Below are 15739 nucleotides of genomic sequence, written 5' to 3'. Positions count from 1 at the left end.
CGGGGTGCGCGCCCCGAACCGGGGAACGCGCCCCAAACCCGGGGTCGTGTTCCACGGGGCCCCGCCACGCTCAGGCGGGGCCCCGCCAACCACAGGCCGGGCCTCGCTAGGTCCGTTCGCGATCAGAGCGCGGGCCACCAGGCCGGATCCGTCCACAGCCCGAGCTCCTGCTCGAGTGCGGCGCCCACGCGGAACACCGTCGCATCGTCGAAGGTGCGGCCGACGATCTGCGCGCCCGTGGGCACGCCGTTCGGGGCGATGCCGGACGGCACCGCTAGCACGGGCACCCGCCCGATCACGTTGAACGGCAGGGTCATGAGCTGCGCGAACACTGCGTCGCTGTCCGTGCACGGCTCCTCGGCGTCGAGGCCGGTGGTCGCGATCGTGGGGCAGACGAGCGCGTCGAAGCGCTGCATGAGCTCCCCAAACGGCCGGTAGAACGCGGACTCCGCTTCGAGCCCTGCCACATAGTCGCCCCCGTTCGCCGCGGCCTCCGCGAATGCGCGGGTGTAGGGCATGAGCTGCGCCGTCCGCTGCGGATCTCCGGCCGCTATGCCCTCGATGAACGGTCCCATGACGGCGCCGAAGTGCGGCCAGCTCGTCTCCAGCACTCGCTTCGGACCCCAGGGCAGCTCGACCTGCTCCACCTCGGCGCCGGCGGCGCGCAGGGCCACGACCACTCCCAGGGTGTTCTCGACGACCACCGGATCCACGTCGTACCCGCCGAGGTCGAGGCACACCGCGATCTGCATCCCCGCGAGCGAGGACACCGCGCCCGACACCGCGACGACCTCCCGGAGCGAGGCCGCGTCTCCCGCCCACGGTCCCGAGATGACGTTCTGCAGCAGCGCCACGTCGGCGACGCTGCGGCCCATCGGGCCGTCGGCGCAGTAGGTGTCGGAGTTGAACGGAGCGAGGCCGGGGACGCGGGCGAACGGCGGCTTGAACCCGACGACGCCGCAGAACGACGACGGGATCCGGATGGATCCGCCGATGTCGGAACCGGTCGCGAGGATCGTGGATCCGGCCGCGAGCACGGCGCCGGAGCCGCCCGAGGATCCGCCCGGCGTGAACGCCGTGTTCCACGGGTTCCGCGTCACGCCCCACAATGCGGAGTGGGTGACCGGGGCGCAGCAGTACTCGGGTGTCGTCGTGCGGCCGTGCACCACCGCCCCCGCGGCCTGGATCCGGTCCACGATCGGGTGCGTCTCGTCCGCGATGTGCCCGCGCTCGAGCAGGCTGCCCTCCTCCGCGGTGCGGCCCGCGATCGGCTGCTCCTCCTTGAGCATGAGCGGGATGCCTTCAAGCGCGCCCGTGGCCTCGCCGCGGGCGAAGCGCCGCTCGGAGGCCTCCGCCGCGATGCGCGACTCGTCGAGCCACTGCTCCGTGACCGCGTTGATCACGGGTTCCGTGGCCGCGGTGCGTGCGACGGCCGCGTCGAGCAGCTCGACCGGCGAGAGTTCGCGGCGGCGGAAGCGCGCGGCGGCGTCGGTGGCGGTGATGTGGTGCAGTTCCATGGATCTCCTTTGTCCGGGGGGTGGCGGTGCTTGGCCGTGGGGGCGGTGTTGACCGTGTCCCACTTCTGGTCTTGGAATGCGCTTCCTGAGTGCCGAAAGTGGGACATCGTCAGGCCGGAAGTGGGACACGGGCGGGCTAGAAGTGGGACATGGTCAGCCCGCCCGCCCGCCCGCCCGGCCCTGCCGGCAGGCTCAGCCCGGCCCGCCGCGGGCCCGCCCGCCCGGCCCGCCCGGCCCGCCGGGCAGGCTCAGACCGGCCCGCCCGCCCGCCCGCCCGCCCGCTCAGACAGGTACCGGCACCGAATCGAGCAGCAGGCGGGTGTACTCGTGCTGCGGATTCGTGAGGATCTCGGTCGTCGCCCCGCGCTCCACGATCTCGCCCCGGCGCATCACGAGGGTCTGCTCGCAGACGCGGCGGACCACGGCGAGATCGTGGCTGATGAACAGCAGGGTCAGGCCCTGGCGGCGCCGGATGTCTGCGACCAGGTCCAGCACCTGCGCCTGCACCGAGACGTCCAGGGCGCTGGTCGCCTCGTCCATCACGAGGAGGTCGGGCTCGATCGCGAGCGCGCGGGCGATCGCGACGCGCTGCCGCTGCCCGCCGGAGAGCGTCTTCGGTCGCGCCGCCGCGTGCTCGTCGCCGAGCCCGACGGCGGTCAGCAGCTCGAGAGCGCGCGCGGCCGCGGCGGCCTTGTCGAGGCCGGCGTGCAGTCGCAGCACGTCAGCGACGGCTCGACCGGCGGGGATGCGCGGATCCAGGGACAGGTACGGATCCTGGAACACCATCTGCACGCTCTTGGCGCGGGCGAGGCGCTCTTCGCGCCCCTTCGGCACGCTGCCGGCATCGCGGCCGCCGATCCGGATGGTGCCGGTGTCGGCCTGCTCGAGTCCGACGACCATGCGGGCGAGCGTGGACTTGCCGGATCCGGACTCGCCCACGACCGCGAGCGCCCCGCCGGCCGGGATCCGCAGTGTCGCGTCGGCCACCGCGCGCACCTCGCCGCGCCCGCGCACCCGGTAGGTCTTCGAGACTCCCGCGACTTCGACGCCTCGCGGGTCCTCCCCGTCCCGCGCCTCCCGCCCTGACCGCGAGACTCCATCTCCGCGACGAGACTGCGCTTCCCAACCGCTGTCTCGTCGCCCAGTTGCAGTCTCGCGGTCAGGGAGGGCTCGATCCGGGCCGGAGCCGGCCGGGCCGGAGCCGGCCCCAGCGGAGCCAGCCCCGCCGGACCCCGCCCCGTCGTCCGTCAGGCGGGGGGTCGCGGCGACGAGGCGGCGGGTGTACTCGGCCTGCGGGGCGCGCAGGACCTCCAGGGCCGGGCCCTCCTCGACCACGGCGCCGTCCTTCATGACGACGAGGCGGTCGCACAGGGATCCGGCGAGGTTGAGGTCGTGCGTGATGAACAGCATGCCCATGCCGCGCTCGGCGCAGAGCTCGCGCAGCACCTGCACGATCTCGGCCTGCGTGGTCACGTCGAGCGCCGTGGTGGGCTCGTCGCACACGAGCAGGCGGGGCGAGGTCGTCAGCGCGCCCGCGATCATGACGCGCTGCAGCATGCCGCCGCTCAGTTCGTGCGGGTGCTGGCCGAGGTGCTCGGCGGGGGAGGGGAGGCGCACGTCCGCGAGCAGCTCGGCGGCGCGGGCTCTCGCCCGCGACCGGCTCCACCCCTCATTCAGCCGCAGCGCCTCGGTGAGGTGATCGCCGATCGTGCGCATCGGGTTGATGCCGGCCCTCGGATCCTGGAACACCATCGCGGCGTCGGCGCGACGGATGCTCCGCAGCGACGCGGGGGAGAGCGGCGAGCGGCCGTCGACCGAGACGGATCCGCCGATCTCCGCGCGGTCGGGGGTGAGCCCGAGCACGGTGCGCGCGGTGAGCGACTTGCCGGATCCGGATTCGCCGACGAGGCCCACGGTCTCGCCGGGCGCGACCGAGAGCGTGATCCCGTGCAGCAGGCGCGTGCCGTCGGCGAGGTCGAGCGTGAGCTCGCGGATGTCGAGCAGAGCGGTCGCGGACGACGGCGCCGAGGTGTCGAGAAGTGCGGATCCGGTCATGCGGGGATCTCCCCTCCGATGCGGTCGGAGAGGTCCTCGCCGACGATGTTGACGGCGACGACCACGAGCACCACCACGATGGCGGGCGCGATCGCCGGGAGGAACTGCCCTGCGGCGATGCCGGCCTGGGCCTCGTTGATCATGGCGCCCCAGTCCGCGGTGGGCGCCTGCACCCCGAGTCCGAGGAACGACAGGCCCGCGAGCTCGGCGAGCACGTAGCCGAAGTTCAGCGTCGACTGCGCGCCCACGATCGGCGCGACGTTCGGCAGCACCCTGCGCTGCGCGATCCACGCGCCGCCGAAGCCCTGCACGCGGTACGCCGCGACGTACGGGCGGGTGCGCTCTGCCGCCACGAGCGAGCGGGTGAGCCGCGCCACGAACGGCGCGTACGAGATGCTCATCGCGATCACCGGCGCGATCAGGCCCTTGCCGAACAGCGCGACGGCCATCATCGCGATCAGCAGCGACGGGAACGCGAACAGCACGTCGAAGATGCGACCCAGCACGGCATCGACCCAGCCTCCGCGCCAGCCGGCGATCAGGCCCAGCAGGATTCCGAGGACGGTCGAGAACACCACGACGAGCAGCGGGCCGAGCAGGGCCGTGCGTCCGCCCCAGATGATCCGGCTCAGCAGATCCCGGCCCAGCGAGTCGGTGCCGAGCAGGTGCGCGGCGGACGGAGGGGCGTAGAACGCGGTGAAGTCCACCGCGTCGGGATCGTACGGTGAGACCCAGGGGGCGAGGATCGCGGCGAGCGTCACGATCGCGAGCACCACGATGCTCGTGATCACGATGCCGCGTCCGCGCATCTTCTTCGGCATGCGCAGCACGCGCACGGCGAGGGTGGGGGCTGAGGAGGTCATCGTGCTCCTGCTCCGGCAGCGGACCGGGGGTCGATCCAGGGTTCGAGGATGTCGATGATCGCGTTCACCACGACGAAGGCGGTGACCACGAGCAGGACGATCGCCTGCACGACGGGGAAGTCCAGGCGGTCGACGGAGCCGACCAGGAGGGATCCGATCCCGGAGAGCCCGAAGGCCTGCTCCACGATCGAGCTCGCGACGATGAGCCCCGCCACGAGCGGACCGGAGACGGTGAGGATCGGGCCGAGCGCGTTGCGCAGCACGTGCCGGCGCACCACCGCGATCCGCGTGACGCCGCGCGAGGTGGCGACCTCGACGTGCTCGCGGTTCAGCTGGTCGACCATCGCCGACCGGGTGACCTTGCCCACCAGGACGATGAAGACGATCGCGAGCGCGATCGACGGCAGCACGAGGTGGAAGGCCATGTCCCAGAACCCGGATCCGGACCCGAAGGAGGGGAACCAGCCGAGCTGCACCGAGAACACCGCGATGAGCACGATGGATCCGACGAAGGACGGGATCGCGCCGAGCACGGTGAGGCCGATGAGGATGCCGCGATCCGATGCGCGCCCCTTGTTCAGAGCGGCGACCGCGCCGCCGGCGAGGCCGACGACCGCGATGATCGCCCCGGCCATCACGACGAGCATGAGCGTGACCGGGAGGCGGTCGCCGAGCACCGCCGTGACGTCCTGGCGGAACTGCAGCGAGCGTCCGAAGTCGCCGTGCAGGACGCCCCCGATCCAGCGCAGGTACTGCTGCCAGGGCGGCAGGTCGAGCCCGTACTGGGCGGTGACCTCGACGATCGCCTCCGGCGAGGGCTTGCGTCCGCGCAGGAGGAACCGGATCGGATCTCCCGGGACGAGGAACCGGGAGAAGAAGACGAGGAGCGAGGCGAGGAAGAGGGTGAGCAGGAGCCCGCCCAGCTTCCCCGCGACGCGACGAACGGTGCTCATCGGATCCGTGCTGTCCTTGTCTCGGCGCCGTGCTCGGCCTGTGCCGGGCGCGTCATCGCTTGCCGATCTGGGCGGCCCAGGGGTAGTACAGGAAGGCCATCGACGGCTGCAGCCCGGTGATGCGCTTGCCGAGGAACAGCGGCAGCGGACCCGCGGCGAGCGGCAGCCAGGGCAGCTCCTCGTTCGCGATCTGCTGCGCCTTCGCGGTGAGCGCGCTGCGCTCCGCCGGATCGAACGTGCCGACCGCCTTGTTCACGGTGTCGTCGAATTCCTTGTCGCTCCAGCCGCCGTAGTTGCTGAAGTCGCCGGTGCGCAGCACGCCGTACATCTCGAGGGCGTCGGGGCTGGAGAGGTACCAGACCGTGTAGAAGAGGTCCACGCCCTCTCGTGCGGTCGGGTCGCTGAACAGCGCGGTGTACTGGGCGGGCGTCACGGTCTTGATGGTCAGCTTCAGGCCGATCGACTGCGCGGCGGCCATGGTGGCCTGCGACACCACGGAGAAGTCGTTGCCGATCGGCGCGGTCACGTAGACGAGCTCCTTGCCCGTGGCGCCGGCCTCCTCGACGAGCTTCTTCGCCTTCGCGACGTCCTGCTGGTAGTGCGTGACGTCGTCGAACGCGGTCTTCTTCGCGGTGTCGGACGCGGATCCCCACACGAGCTTCGTGGTGAGCACGTCGCTGACCTCGCCGATGTTCTGCGAGGCGGCCTTGAGGATGCCCTTGCGATCGAGCGCCAGCATCAGCGCCTGGCGCACGCGCTTGTCGCCGAGCGGGCCGTTCATGTTGCTCACGACGAGGTTGCTCGTGGCGCTCGACGGCGCGTACAGGACGTCGCCCTTGCCGGAGGCCTGCAGCTGCGACGCGGCCTCGAGCGGGATCATCCAGGATCCGTCGACGCTGCCCGACTTCAGTGCGTTCACGCGCGCCGTGGCGTCCGGGATGATCGCGAACGTCATCTTCGCGGACTTGGCGCGCAGGTCCTTGTCCCAGTAGCCGTCGTAGCGGGTCAGGGTGAGCGACTCCCCCGACTTCCACTGCTGGAGCTGGAACGGGCCGGTGCAGTTCACGCCGCCGGTCGAGTTGCCGTAGTCCTTGCCCTTCGCGGCGAGCGTGGCGGCCGACTCGATGACACCGGCGGATCCGCCCATGCCGAGGTTGAACTGCGAGTCCGGGATCTTCGTCTTGACGGTGACCTCCATCGGCCCGGTCTGCGTGATCGAGTCGACGTTCTGATAGACGGAGAACCACGCGGATCCGACCGAGGGATCCATGATCCGCTGCATCGAGGCGACCGCGTCGGCGGCGGTCAGCGGGGTCCCGTCGTGGAACGTGACGCCGTCGCGGAGCTCGTACACCCAGGTGAGCGGGTCGGGGTTGGAGAAGGACTTGGCGAGCCCTGGGCTCAGCGAGTAGTCGGGATTCAGTCGCAGCAGCGACTCGCAGACGTTCGCGAGAACCTGGTTGTCGGGGTAGTCGAACGCGTAGGCGTAGTCGAGCGTCGCGGGCTCGGCGTACAGCGCGAAGGAGTAGGAGTCGAGGTCGCCGGTGGCGGCGGCGGTGGTGGTGGTCAGCTTCCAGTCGGACCCGGCGGATCCGCTGGAGGTGCCGCTCGCGCTGCCGGAGCAGGCGGTCAGTGACGTCGCGGCGATCAGGACTGCGGCCGCCACCGCGACCGCGGAACGGCGACGCGCGTGGGCGCGGGAGAGACGGGTTCGGGTCATGACAGCTCTCCTTCGAGCTCGGTGCGGGTGGTGTCATCTGTGGAAGTGGCGTAAAGGCGACGTCCGTCGATCCAGGTCTGCACGACCCGGCTGCGGAAGATCTCCTCGGCGGGGAGGTCGAAGGGCGACGGGTCGAGCACCACGAGGTCGGCGCGGAAGCCCGGGGCGATGCTGCCGGTGTCGTGATCGCGGTGGTTCACGTAGGCGGAGCCGGAGGTGTACGCGGCCATCGCGGTCTCCAGGTCGAGGCGCTGGTGCGCGCCCGCGAGGGGCTCCCGGTCGGATCCCGGGGTCGTGCGGTTGACGGCGATGTGGATCGCGTCGACCGGGGAGGCGCTCGAGACCGGCCAGTCGCTGCCGGCCGCGAGACGGACCCCCGCGCGCACGAAGTCGCCGAACGGATACTGCCGCGCCTCCTGGCCGTCCTGAAGGAACGGCAGGGTCAGCTCGTCGAGCTGGTCCTCGTGCGTGGCCCACAGGGCCTGGAGGTTCGCGATCGCGCCGAGCTCGGCGAAGCGCGGCACGTCCTCCTCCGCCACGATCTGCAGGTGCGCGAGGTGGTGGCGGCCATCGGTGGGGCCGTTCGCGTCGCGGGCGTCCTGCAGCGCGTCGAGCGCCTCGCGCACGGCGCGGTCGCCGAGGGCGTGCATGTGCACCTGCTGGCCCGCGGCGTCGAGCGCGGTGACGTATTCGCGCAGGCGCTCCGGGTCGATGAAGCTCAGCCCGTGGTTGTGCGTATCGTGACCGTGCGCATCGCGGTAGGGCGTGAGCATGGCGGCCGTGTGGTTCTCCGCCACGCCGTCGACCATGATCTTCGTGGTGCCGAGCTCGAGGCGCTCGGGGGATCCGAGCGCGGCGATGCGGTGGCGCTGCGCCACCATGCGCTCGACCTGCTCGATGCCGCCGTCGCGCTCCCACCACTGCGCACCCGTGACGTGCACCGCGAGCGCCCCCTCGGCGAGGGCCTGCTCGTAGGCGGTGAGCGGATCCGGGACGCCGATCGCGCTGGATCCGACCATCGCGTCCTGCCAGCCGGTGATGCCGAGCGCGATGAGCTCCTCCTGGGCGCGCAGCAGTCCGCGATAGCGCAGGTCCTCGTCGGTCACGGGGCGCACGGTGTTGAACAGCTCACCGGCGCCCTCGTGGAAGGTGCCGGCGGGGTAGCCGTCGGCCTCCCGGATGATCACGCCGTCCGCGGGATCGACGGTCTCGCCCGTGATGCCGGCCCGCTCGATCGCGGGTGTCGAGACCCAGACGCTGTGGTGGTCGCGGCTGGCCAGCAGGACGGGTCGTCCCGGGGCGGCGGCGTCGAGCAGGTCGCGGGTCGGGTTGCCGCCGGGGAAGCAGTCCATCGACCACCCGCCGCCGAGGATCCACTCCTCGTCGGGGTTCGCGTCGGCGTAGGCGCGCACGGCGGCGACCGCCTCCTCCGCGGTCTCGGTGCCGGTGAGGTCGCACTGCAGCAGCTCGACACCGCCGCCGACCGCGTGGATGTGGGCATCCTGGAAGCCCGGGCTCAGCAGGGCGCCGCGCAGGTCGATGAGCTCGACGGAATCGGCGGGCTCGGCGCCGAGGAATGCGGCCAGCTCGGACTCCGGCACGATCCGGTCGATGCGCTCATCGCGCACGATGACGGCCTGGCCGAGCAGGGGGGATCCGGATCCGGTGAACACCGATCCGCCGTGGAAGACGCGCGTCGTCATCATCCGCCTTTCGTCGTTGAAGCAGGCCGAACGGCCGCAGGATGGGATAACGCTAGCCAGCGTCAAGAGTGATGTCAACAGTGTTGACTGAACCGATGACAGCGCGTTGCGCGCATGGCACGATAGAGGCAGGAGGGGATATGCCACCGAAGAGGGCCCGTCGCGGCGGGGACATCGACGAGGCGCTGCCGATGCGCGCGCGACTGGATGCGGGCGTGATCGTGTCCGCGGGGCTGGAGCTGGCGGCCTCGGGCGCGGCGTCGATCTCGGTGCGCGAGCTCGGCACCCGGCTCGGCGCGGATCCGACCGCGATCTACCGGCACTTCCGCAGCAAGGACGACCTCATGCGGGCGCTGCTGGACGACATCACGCTGCGCGCCGTCCTGAGCGTCGACCTGCCCGTCGAGGACTGGCGGGGGCGCCTGCGCGCCCTGGCGGGCGCCACGCTCGACCTGTACTCGCAGTACCCGGCTGTGGGTGCGGAGGCGACGACGCTCACGACGCACGGTCCCGGCGAGCTCGGTGCGATCGAGCTCATGCTCGAGGCGTTCACGACCGCGGGTCTCGACGAGGCCGATATCGTCCGGCACTACGCGCTGATGGCTTCGCATGTGCTGTCGACCGCGGCGGGCATCGCGCGCGCCAGGGCCGACCGCGGCGACGGTGATCTCGACGGGCCCTGGTTCGACGAGCCGCCGCTCGCGGATCCGCGCAGCCACCCCCGCATCGCGGCGCACACGGTCGCGCTCGCCTCGCTGCGCGACCGCGACCTGTTCTTCCTCGGGGTCGACCTCGTCCTGGAGTCCGCGGAGCGCGCCGCCCGCTGATCGCCTGTCCTGCTTCCGAGAGTTGCGCTTCGGGCTTGCATCCGATCTGGTTTTGTGACAAAACTAATTCCCGACGGCGAGGACGCCGGGGACAGGAGCAGGTCGATGCGGATCGGAATCATCGGCGCGGGGATCGGCGGGCTCGCCACCGCGCTCAGCCTGGAGGCCGCGGGCTTCCGGGACATCACGGTGCACGAGCGGACGGACGCCATCCGTGGCCTCGGCGTCGGGCTCAACCTGCTCCCGCACGCGATCCGCGAGCTCACCGAGCTCGGCCTGCGCGACCGCGTCGAGGCGCTCGGCGTCGCTCCGGAGACCCTCGTCTACATGAATCGCTTCGGCCAGCACATCTGGAGCGAACCGCGCGGACTCGCCGCGGGCTACCGCTGGCCGCAGCTCTCCGTGCACCGCGGCCGGCTGCAGCTCGCCCTGCGCGACGCGGTCGTCGAGCGCCTCGGCGACGTGATCCGGCTCGGTCATCGCCTCGTGGATGTGCAGGGAGAGGACGACGGATCCGAGACGGTCCGGTTCGCGACCGGCGACGGCGAGACCACCGCGGCCTACGACCTCGTGATCGGGGCGGACGGGATCCATTCCGCCCTGAGGGCGCTGCGCTATCCCGCCGAGGGAGCCCCGCCGTGGAGCGGGCTCACGCTCTGGCGCGGGGTGGCCGAGGCACCCGTGCTCGTCGACGGGCGCACCATGATCATGGCGGGCGACGGCGAGCAGAAGTTCGTCGCGTACCCGCTCGGTGCGCCGGAGGGCGGGCGTCAGAGGCTGAACTTCATCGCGGAGAAGCGCGGGACCGGCCCCTTCGAGAGCCTCAAGGATCGTGCGGACTGGAACCGCGCCGTGGATCCGGGTCCGATCGCGGAGCTCTTCGCGGACTGGAGGTTCGACGGCCTGGACGTACCCGGGATCATCGCGAACGCGGAGGAGATCCTGGAGTACCCGATGGTCGACCGCGATGCGCTGCCGCAGTGGACGTTCGGGCGCACCACGCTCGTCGGCGACGCCGCGCACGCGATGTACCCGAACGGCTCGAACGGCGGATCCCAGGCCATCCTCGACGCGCGCACCCTCGCCTTCCACCTCGGCACGGCGGTGCGGGCGGGTGCCTCCGGTGGCGCGGGCGACCCGGCCCAGGGCGCGGCGATCGACGCGGCGCTCGCGGCCTACGAGGAGGCGCGCCGTCCTGCGATGACCGCGCTGCTGGCAGGAACCAGGGCGACCGGTCCGGAACGGGTCATGCTGCTCGCGGCCGAGCGCGCGCCGCAGGGCTTCGCGCGCATCGACGACGTCATCCCGCGGAGCGAGCGCGAGGAGATCGCGAACGCCTACAAGCGCGCCGCGGGTTTCGCGCCGTCGATCCTCAACGAGCGCGCCTCGCTCAGCGTGGGGGATCCGGCATGAGCGGCCGAGCCGCGGCCGGATCCCCGCCGGCTGCCGACCCCGCGGGCGACGCCGAGAGCCGCCTCGCCGCGGTCATCTCGCCGCTGCGGCGCACCCTGCTGGCCGCGGCGCGCGAGCGCGGCGATCTCCCCGACATCCCCGACGCGCAGATCGAGGTCGTGCGTGCGCTGCTGCCGTCCTCGGGCGGTGCGGAGCGCGGTCCCGCCGAACTCGCGGAGGCGCTGCATCTCAACCGGTCCACGGTCAGCAACCTGCTCGGTGCGATGGAGGCCGACGGCCTCGTCGAGCGGCGCAGGGCCGAAGGGGACGGCCGCCGCGTCGTCGTGGTCCTGTCGACGCGTGCGCTCGACCTCTTCGGCCGGTTCGATCAAGCCGCGGGCGAGCTTCTGCGGGACGCGCTGGCGGCCCTGGATCCGGGCGATCGCGCGGCCGTGGCCGCGGCGGTCCCGGCCCTGGAGAGGCTCACGGAGGCCTTGAGAGGGGGAGCGCGATGAGCGACCTGTTCGCGGAGCTTCCGGAGCCCCGGCTCGAGCCGGCGCTCGAGGTCACCGTGCAGGTCGGCCCGCCTCGCGATCACGGGGTCACCTCCGCCGGCCATCGGCGCGTGATCCCGATTCTCGGCGGTCGGATCACCGGGGCCCTCGATGCCGAGATCCTCGCCGGTGGATCCGACCGGCAGCTCATCGGGCCCGACGGCACGATAGGCATCGACGCCGAGTACTCGGCCCTCGCCGCCGCGGGGCCCCTGCTGATCCGTACGCGCGGGGTGCGCAGCGGGTCGGCCGAGATCCTCGCTCGGCTGGGGCGTGGCGAGTCGGTGGATCCCGGCGCGTATTACTTCCGGACGACGTTCGAGGTCGAGGCGGCGGCTCCCGAGTTCGCGGAGCTGCAGCGCACGCTCTTCGTCGCGGTCTGCCGCCGGGACGGATCCGAGGTCCGCTACCGGGTGCACCGGATCGGCTGAGAGGCCGTCGTCTGAGAGCCCCGTCGTCTGTCGTCAGGCGTCTGTCGCCTGTCTCAGGCGGGGAGGAGCTCGCCCACGAGCTGCTGGATCCGCCGGCGGATCTCGTCGCGGATCGGCCGCACGGCCTCGATGCCCTGGCCTGCCGGATCGTCGAGCGTCCAGTCCTCGTAGCGCTTGCCGGGGAAGAACGGGCACGCGTCACCGCAGCCCATCGTGATGACGACGTCGGAGTCCTGCACCGCCTCGGTGGTGAGGATCTTGGGCTGCTCCGTCGCGATGTCGATGCCGAGCTCGGCCATCGCGGCGACGGCGACGGGGTTGATCTGCCCGGCGGGGAGGGATCCGGCGGAGCGGACCTCGATGCGATCGCCCGCGATCTCGCGCAGGAAGCCCGCGGCCATCTGGGATCGGCCCGCGTTGTGCACGCAGACGAACAGCACGGCGGGGGCGGCTTCGGCCGACATGCGTCTCTCCTCGTCTCGGGGTCTCGGGGTCTCCGGGTCTCCGGGTCTCCGGGTCTCCGGGTCTCCGGGTCTCCGGGCTTCAGCCTACGGCGACTGGGCGAGTGCCGATCTGCGGGAACGTGGCAGCGCGCCAGACGGACCTGCTCGCTTCCGCCGCGAGCGGGGAACCCGGCGCCGGCGGTCTCCCCGTCAGAATGCGGGGGTTTCGGGGTCGGGTTCCGGGGGTGGGTCGGGGTCTTCGACGGTGAAGGTGACGGGTGTGGGTGGCCGGTCGGTGTAGGTGGCGCCGGTGGGGCTGGTCCATTCGAGGATGCCGGCGCCGCGTTGTGTCACTGTCCAGGGGGTTTGGTGTTTGAGGACGTGGTGGCGTCGGCAGAGCCCGCCGAGGTTTCCTTCGTCGGTGGACCCGCCGTGGGCGGCGTCGATGGTGTGGTCGAGATCCTGCGCGGCGGGTGGGAGTCCGCAGGTCGGGAACCGGCACCGGGAGTCCCGGGCGTGCAGCAGGCGGCGGAGGTCGGTGTTGGGTCGGTACCGGTCGACGGCGAGGATCGCCCCGGTCACCGGGCGGGTGAGGACCCGTTCCCAGGCGGTGGCGTTCCCGGCGAGGGTGCGCGCGGTATTGGTGTCGATGGGCTGCCCGCCTGCGAGTTCTCCGGGCTGCTCGGTGCGGACGCCGAACCGGGAAGCGGATCCGACCCGTGCCGCGCGTCCACCGGCACCAGCGGCGGCAGTGTCGACGACCGGTGCGCCCGAGGTGTCGGTGTCGGCCGTGCCAGTGGTGTCCGAGGCATCGGCGGTGGCTGAAGTGCCGGCGTCGGCCGCGTCCGCGTCGTTGGTGCTGCCCGTGGCGTCGGTGTTGCCCGCAGTGTCCGTGGAGAGGAGGGTGAGCACGGGAACCGTGACTTCCACCCGCGCCTGGATCGCGGACAGCAGCCCGGCGGTGGTGTCGTGCCCGGACGCGGCTCCGGTGAGGAGGGTGTCCGCGCAGAGGTCCGCGCGCAGCTGATCCATGGTCCGGTCGTCACCGGGGTCGCCGAGCCCACGCGGATCCGGCGCGACCCCACCGGCCGCATCCTTCGCGGCCTGCACGTTCGCGACGCTCACCGCGCGCGCCTGCTGGGTGAGCCGGTCGTAGATCCCGTCCACGATCGCGGCGGAGTGGATCACCCCTAGGGCCTTCTGCCCATCGCCGAGGTCTTCCCGCCACACCCGCCGGTCCTGCTGCGCGTCCCGGTGACGGTCCGTGAGACTCCGCGGAGCCAACCGTTCCGCGACGCGCTCCACGATCCGCCGGGCCCGGTGCGGTGTCTCGCCCTCCGAAGCGGCGACCGCGATCTGCTCGAACTCGGCACGCACCGTCTCATCGAGACGCGCACCGGCGTCCTGGATCACCCGCACATGCGCGGCGTTGATCCGCGCCTCCCCGAACGCGCGCGTCACCTCCGGGAACCGGGCCATCAGATCCGCCGCCCGCGCCATCCGCGCCTGCACCACCCGATCCGACATGTGCAGCACCCCGGCCAGCTCCGCCGCGACCGACCTCGTCGCGAGATCCACCGACTCCCCCCGCACCGGCCCTGCACCCGCGTCCCGGGCGTCCCGGGTGGCGATCTCCCCCGCCACGCGCTGCGCGGCCCCGAGCTGCGCGTCCCGCAACGCCTGGAACCGGATGATCGTCGCCTCCGCCGCGGCCACACCCTCCCTCAACAGGCGCAGCACCGCGACCGGATCCACCGGATCGACCCCGGGATCCACCACCGCACCCACCGTGTTCCTCATACCTCAAGTCAACACGGGACCACCGACATTCCCACCCCGAAAACCACCCCCTCACCAGGCGAAACATCACAAACACATCACAGCTTGGACGTGCGGAGGGGCGTCGACAAACGAGGCAACAGACCAGCGCCGGTGCGCCGGTCAGAGGAGGCGGCAGATCAGGCGCCGGCGCCGATCACACGCGGGCGTCCTGCCGCGGGATCCACACCTGCTTGATGATGATGAGGATCGACGCGGTCACCGGGACGGCGATGAGCGCGCCGAGCAGGCCGAGCAGCGTGCCGCCGACGAGGGCGCCGATCACGACGAGGGATCCGGGGATGGAGATCGCACGGTTCATCACGCGCGGGGTGATGACGTATGCCTCCACCTGCATGTAGACGAGGTAGATGAGCGCGAAGATCAGCGCCATCAGGGGCGAGCTGAACAGGGCGATGCCGGTGCCGATGATCCAGAACAGGATCGGACCGACGAGCGGGATCATGGTGATGAGGAAGGCCACCGTCGCCATCAGGGGCGGGAATGGAAGTCCGAGCACGAGGTAGAGCACGAAGACGAGGGCCGCGTTGATGAGCGCGAGCACGACCATGCCCATCACGTAGCCGCCGACGGAGTCGGTGATCTGGGTGGTGATCCGAGAGACGTTCTTGCGGTCGCGTGCGGGCGCGAGCTGCAGCAGACCGCTCTTCATCGACGGGAGCGTGGCGAGGAAGTACAGTGTGAGGACGATGACGATGAGGCCGCCGGAGATGCCGGTCGCGATCGCCGCACCGACCTGCAGCGCCGCGTTGCCGACCTGCAGGGCGCCGCCGCCGAGCTGCATGAGCTTGTTCGGGTCGCTGAGGAACTTCTGCACCTCGCCCATGAGGTCGCTCACGCCGCCGCCGAACTGCCCCTGGATCCAGCGGTACAGATCGCTGTGCAGGAACTCCTGGATCGTCGCGGGGATGGACTTGACGAACTCCGCGATCTGCGTGACCACGACGGGGACGATCGCCAGGATGACGAGCACGAGCGCGATCGCGAACCCGACGATCACGATCACGACCGACCAGGCGCGCGAGGCGCCGCGCCGCTCCAGCCACCGGACGGCCGGGTCGAGGCCGAGCGCGGCGAAAAGCGCGAACGCGATGTAGATGAGCACGGTGGACAGGCTCGTCAGGGCGAGCCCGAGGAGGATCGCGGCGAGACCGCCCAGGGTGACGAGGAAGCCGAACGCGAACGGACGGTCGATCCGGGTCCAGAACGAGGCGCGCGGCGTGCCCGGCTCCGCGACCGGCCGGGGCCTGTAGCCGCCCTCGGCGTCGTCGTCGGCCGCGATGGTGTCGGCCTGGGCCGTCGTGGCAGCGCGTTCGGCGTCCTCGGCCTCTGCGACTGCGCTGTTGTCGAGCCCGGAGTCGTCGCTGGTCATGGCTTCACTTTAGGGGAGGGGCGCGCGCCACCGGGGGTGCCGATCCCGCGCTTCCGAGGATCCCGGACGC

13 protein-coding genes are annotated in these 15739 nt (G+C 71.7%); 4 read left to right on the top strand and 9 right to left on the bottom strand.

Annotated features, from left to right (window positions below):
* Positions 1-122: 122 nt before the first annotated feature.
* The 6 genes from ACIPY5_RS08540 to ACIPY5_RS08515 all read right to left on the bottom strand — a co-directional run bounded on the left by ACIPY5_RS08540 (position 123) and on the right by ACIPY5_RS08515 (position 8814).
* Positions 123-1517 carry an amidase gene (locus tag ACIPY5_RS08540; RefSeq protein ID WP_400969216.1) on the bottom strand — a complete coding sequence of 465 codons (1395 nt, stop codon included), beginning with the start codon at positions 1515-1517 and terminating at the stop codon, positions 123-125.
* Between the two features lie 282 nt (positions 1518-1799).
* The gene (locus ACIPY5_RS08535; protein ID WP_400969213.1) at positions 1800-3572 is read right to left on the bottom strand and encodes a dipeptide ABC transporter ATP-binding protein; all 1773 of its coding nucleotides are present in this window, start codon (positions 3570-3572) and stop codon (positions 1800-1802) included.
* Positions 3569-4435: an ABC transporter permease gene (locus tag ACIPY5_RS08530; protein ID WP_400969210.1), complete on the bottom strand. Its 867-nt coding sequence runs from the start codon at positions 4433-4435 to the stop codon at positions 3569-3571. The genes ACIPY5_RS08535 and ACIPY5_RS08530 overlap by 4 nt, the downstream gene beginning before the upstream one ends.
* Positions 4432-5388 carry an ABC transporter permease gene (locus ACIPY5_RS08525; protein WP_400969207.1) on the bottom strand — a complete coding sequence of 319 codons (957 nt, stop codon included), beginning with the start codon at positions 5386-5388 and terminating at the stop codon, positions 4432-4434. The genes ACIPY5_RS08530 and ACIPY5_RS08525 overlap by 4 nt, the downstream gene beginning before the upstream one ends.
* A gap of 52 nt (positions 5389-5440) precedes the next feature.
* A complete protein-coding gene (locus ACIPY5_RS08520; protein ID WP_400969204.1) occupies positions 5441-7108 on the bottom strand; it encodes an ABC transporter substrate-binding protein in 1668 nt (555 codons plus the stop codon).
* Positions 7105-8814 carry an amidohydrolase gene (locus tag ACIPY5_RS08515; RefSeq protein WP_400969201.1) on the bottom strand — a complete coding sequence of 570 codons (1710 nt, stop codon included), beginning with the start codon at positions 8812-8814 and terminating at the stop codon, positions 7105-7107. Before ACIPY5_RS08515 ends, ACIPY5_RS08520 begins: the two co-directional genes overlap by 4 nt.
* Before the next feature lie 137 nt (positions 8815-8951).
* Here ACIPY5_RS08515 and ACIPY5_RS08510 point away from each other — a divergent pair, with 137 nt between their 5' ends.
* From ACIPY5_RS08510 to ACIPY5_RS08495, 4 genes are all read left to right on the top strand, one after another.
* Positions 8952-9638 carry a TetR/AcrR family transcriptional regulator gene (locus tag ACIPY5_RS08510; RefSeq protein ID WP_400969198.1) on the top strand — a complete coding sequence of 229 codons (687 nt, stop codon included), beginning with the start codon at positions 8952-8954 and terminating at the stop codon, positions 9636-9638.
* Positions 9639-9743: 105 nt separating this feature from the next.
* Positions 9744-11051: an FAD-dependent monooxygenase gene (locus ACIPY5_RS08505; RefSeq protein WP_400969195.1), complete on the top strand. Its 1308-nt coding sequence runs from the start codon at positions 9744-9746 to the stop codon at positions 11049-11051.
* The gene (locus ACIPY5_RS08500; protein ID WP_400969192.1) at positions 11048-11545 is read left to right on the top strand and encodes a MarR family winged helix-turn-helix transcriptional regulator; all 498 of its coding nucleotides are present in this window, start codon (positions 11048-11050) and stop codon (positions 11543-11545) included. Before ACIPY5_RS08505 ends, ACIPY5_RS08500 begins: the two co-directional genes overlap by 4 nt.
* A complete protein-coding gene (locus tag ACIPY5_RS08495; RefSeq protein WP_400969189.1) occupies positions 11542-12015 on the top strand; it encodes a DUF3237 domain-containing protein in 474 nt (157 codons plus the stop codon). The genes ACIPY5_RS08500 and ACIPY5_RS08495 overlap by 4 nt, the downstream gene beginning before the upstream one ends.
* A 53-nt stretch (positions 12016-12068) precedes the next feature.
* Here the strand turns inward: ACIPY5_RS08495 and ACIPY5_RS08490 are convergent, their stop codons facing one another.
* The 3 genes from ACIPY5_RS08490 to ACIPY5_RS08480 form a co-directional block, all read right to left on the bottom strand.
* Complete coding sequence (locus ACIPY5_RS08490) at positions 12069-12479, bottom strand: arsenate reductase ArsC (RefSeq protein WP_400969186.1); 411 nt, start codon at positions 12477-12479, stop codon at positions 12069-12071.
* Positions 12480-12668: 189 nt separating this feature from the next.
* Entirely contained in the window at positions 12669-14258 is a 1590-nt protein-coding gene (locus ACIPY5_RS08485; RefSeq protein ID WP_400969183.1) for an HNH endonuclease, read from the bottom strand.
* 175 nt (positions 14259-14433) lie between these two features.
* Positions 14434-15669: an AI-2E family transporter gene (locus ACIPY5_RS08480; protein ID WP_309341275.1), complete on the bottom strand. Its 1236-nt coding sequence runs from the start codon at positions 15667-15669 to the stop codon at positions 14434-14436.
* Positions 15670-15739 lie beyond the last annotated feature (70 nt).

The sequence above is a fragment of the Microbacterium sp. NPDC089698 genome (genome assembly GCF_044749045.1).
GTDB lineage: Bacteria > Actinomycetota > Actinomycetes > Actinomycetales > Microbacteriaceae > Microbacterium.
Note: the sequence above shows the minus strand (reverse complement) of the source record. Positions and strands in the feature narration are given on the sequence as shown.

Excerpts from the sequence above, each read along its gene's own strand:
- ACIPY5_RS08540 (WP_400969216.1), bottom strand. The coding sequence starts at position 1,517 with ATGGAACTGCACCACATCACCGCCACCGACGCCGCCGCGCGCTTCCGC.
- ACIPY5_RS08535 (WP_400969213.1), bottom strand. The coding sequence starts at position 3,572 with ATGACCGGATCCGCACTTCTCGACACCTCGGCGCCGTCGTCCGCGACC.
- ACIPY5_RS08530 (WP_400969210.1), bottom strand. The coding sequence starts at position 4,435 with ATGACCTCCTCAGCCCCCACCCTCGCCGTGCGCGTGCTGCGCATGCCG.
- ACIPY5_RS08525 (WP_400969207.1), bottom strand. The coding sequence starts at position 5,388 with ATGAGCACCGTTCGTCGCGTCGCGGGGAAGCTGGGCGGGCTCCTGCTC.
- ACIPY5_RS08520 (WP_400969204.1), bottom strand. The coding sequence starts at position 7,108 with ATGACCCGAACCCGTCTCTCCCGCGCCCACGCGCGTCGCCGTTCCGCG.
- ACIPY5_RS08515 (WP_400969201.1), bottom strand. The coding sequence starts at position 8,814 with ATGATGACGACGCGCGTCTTCCACGGCGGATCGGTGTTCACCGGATCC.
- ACIPY5_RS08510 (WP_400969198.1), top strand. The coding sequence starts at position 8,952 with ATGCCACCGAAGAGGGCCCGTCGCGGCGGGGACATCGACGAGGCGCTG.
- ACIPY5_RS08505 (WP_400969195.1), top strand. The coding sequence starts at position 9,744 with ATGCGGATCGGAATCATCGGCGCGGGGATCGGCGGGCTCGCCACCGCG.
- ACIPY5_RS08500 (WP_400969192.1), top strand. The coding sequence starts at position 11,048 with ATGAGCGGCCGAGCCGCGGCCGGATCCCCGCCGGCTGCCGACCCCGCG.
- ACIPY5_RS08495 (WP_400969189.1), top strand. The coding sequence starts at position 11,542 with ATGAGCGACCTGTTCGCGGAGCTTCCGGAGCCCCGGCTCGAGCCGGCG.
- ACIPY5_RS08490 (WP_400969186.1), bottom strand. The coding sequence starts at position 12,479 with ATGTCGGCCGAAGCCGCCCCCGCCGTGCTGTTCGTCTGCGTGCACAAC.
- ACIPY5_RS08485 (WP_400969183.1), bottom strand. The coding sequence starts at position 14,258 with ATGAGGAACACGGTGGGTGCGGTGGTGGATCCCGGGGTCGATCCGGTG.
- ACIPY5_RS08480 (WP_309341275.1), bottom strand. The coding sequence starts at position 15,669 with ATGACCAGCGACGACTCCGGGCTCGACAACAGCGCAGTCGCAGAGGCC.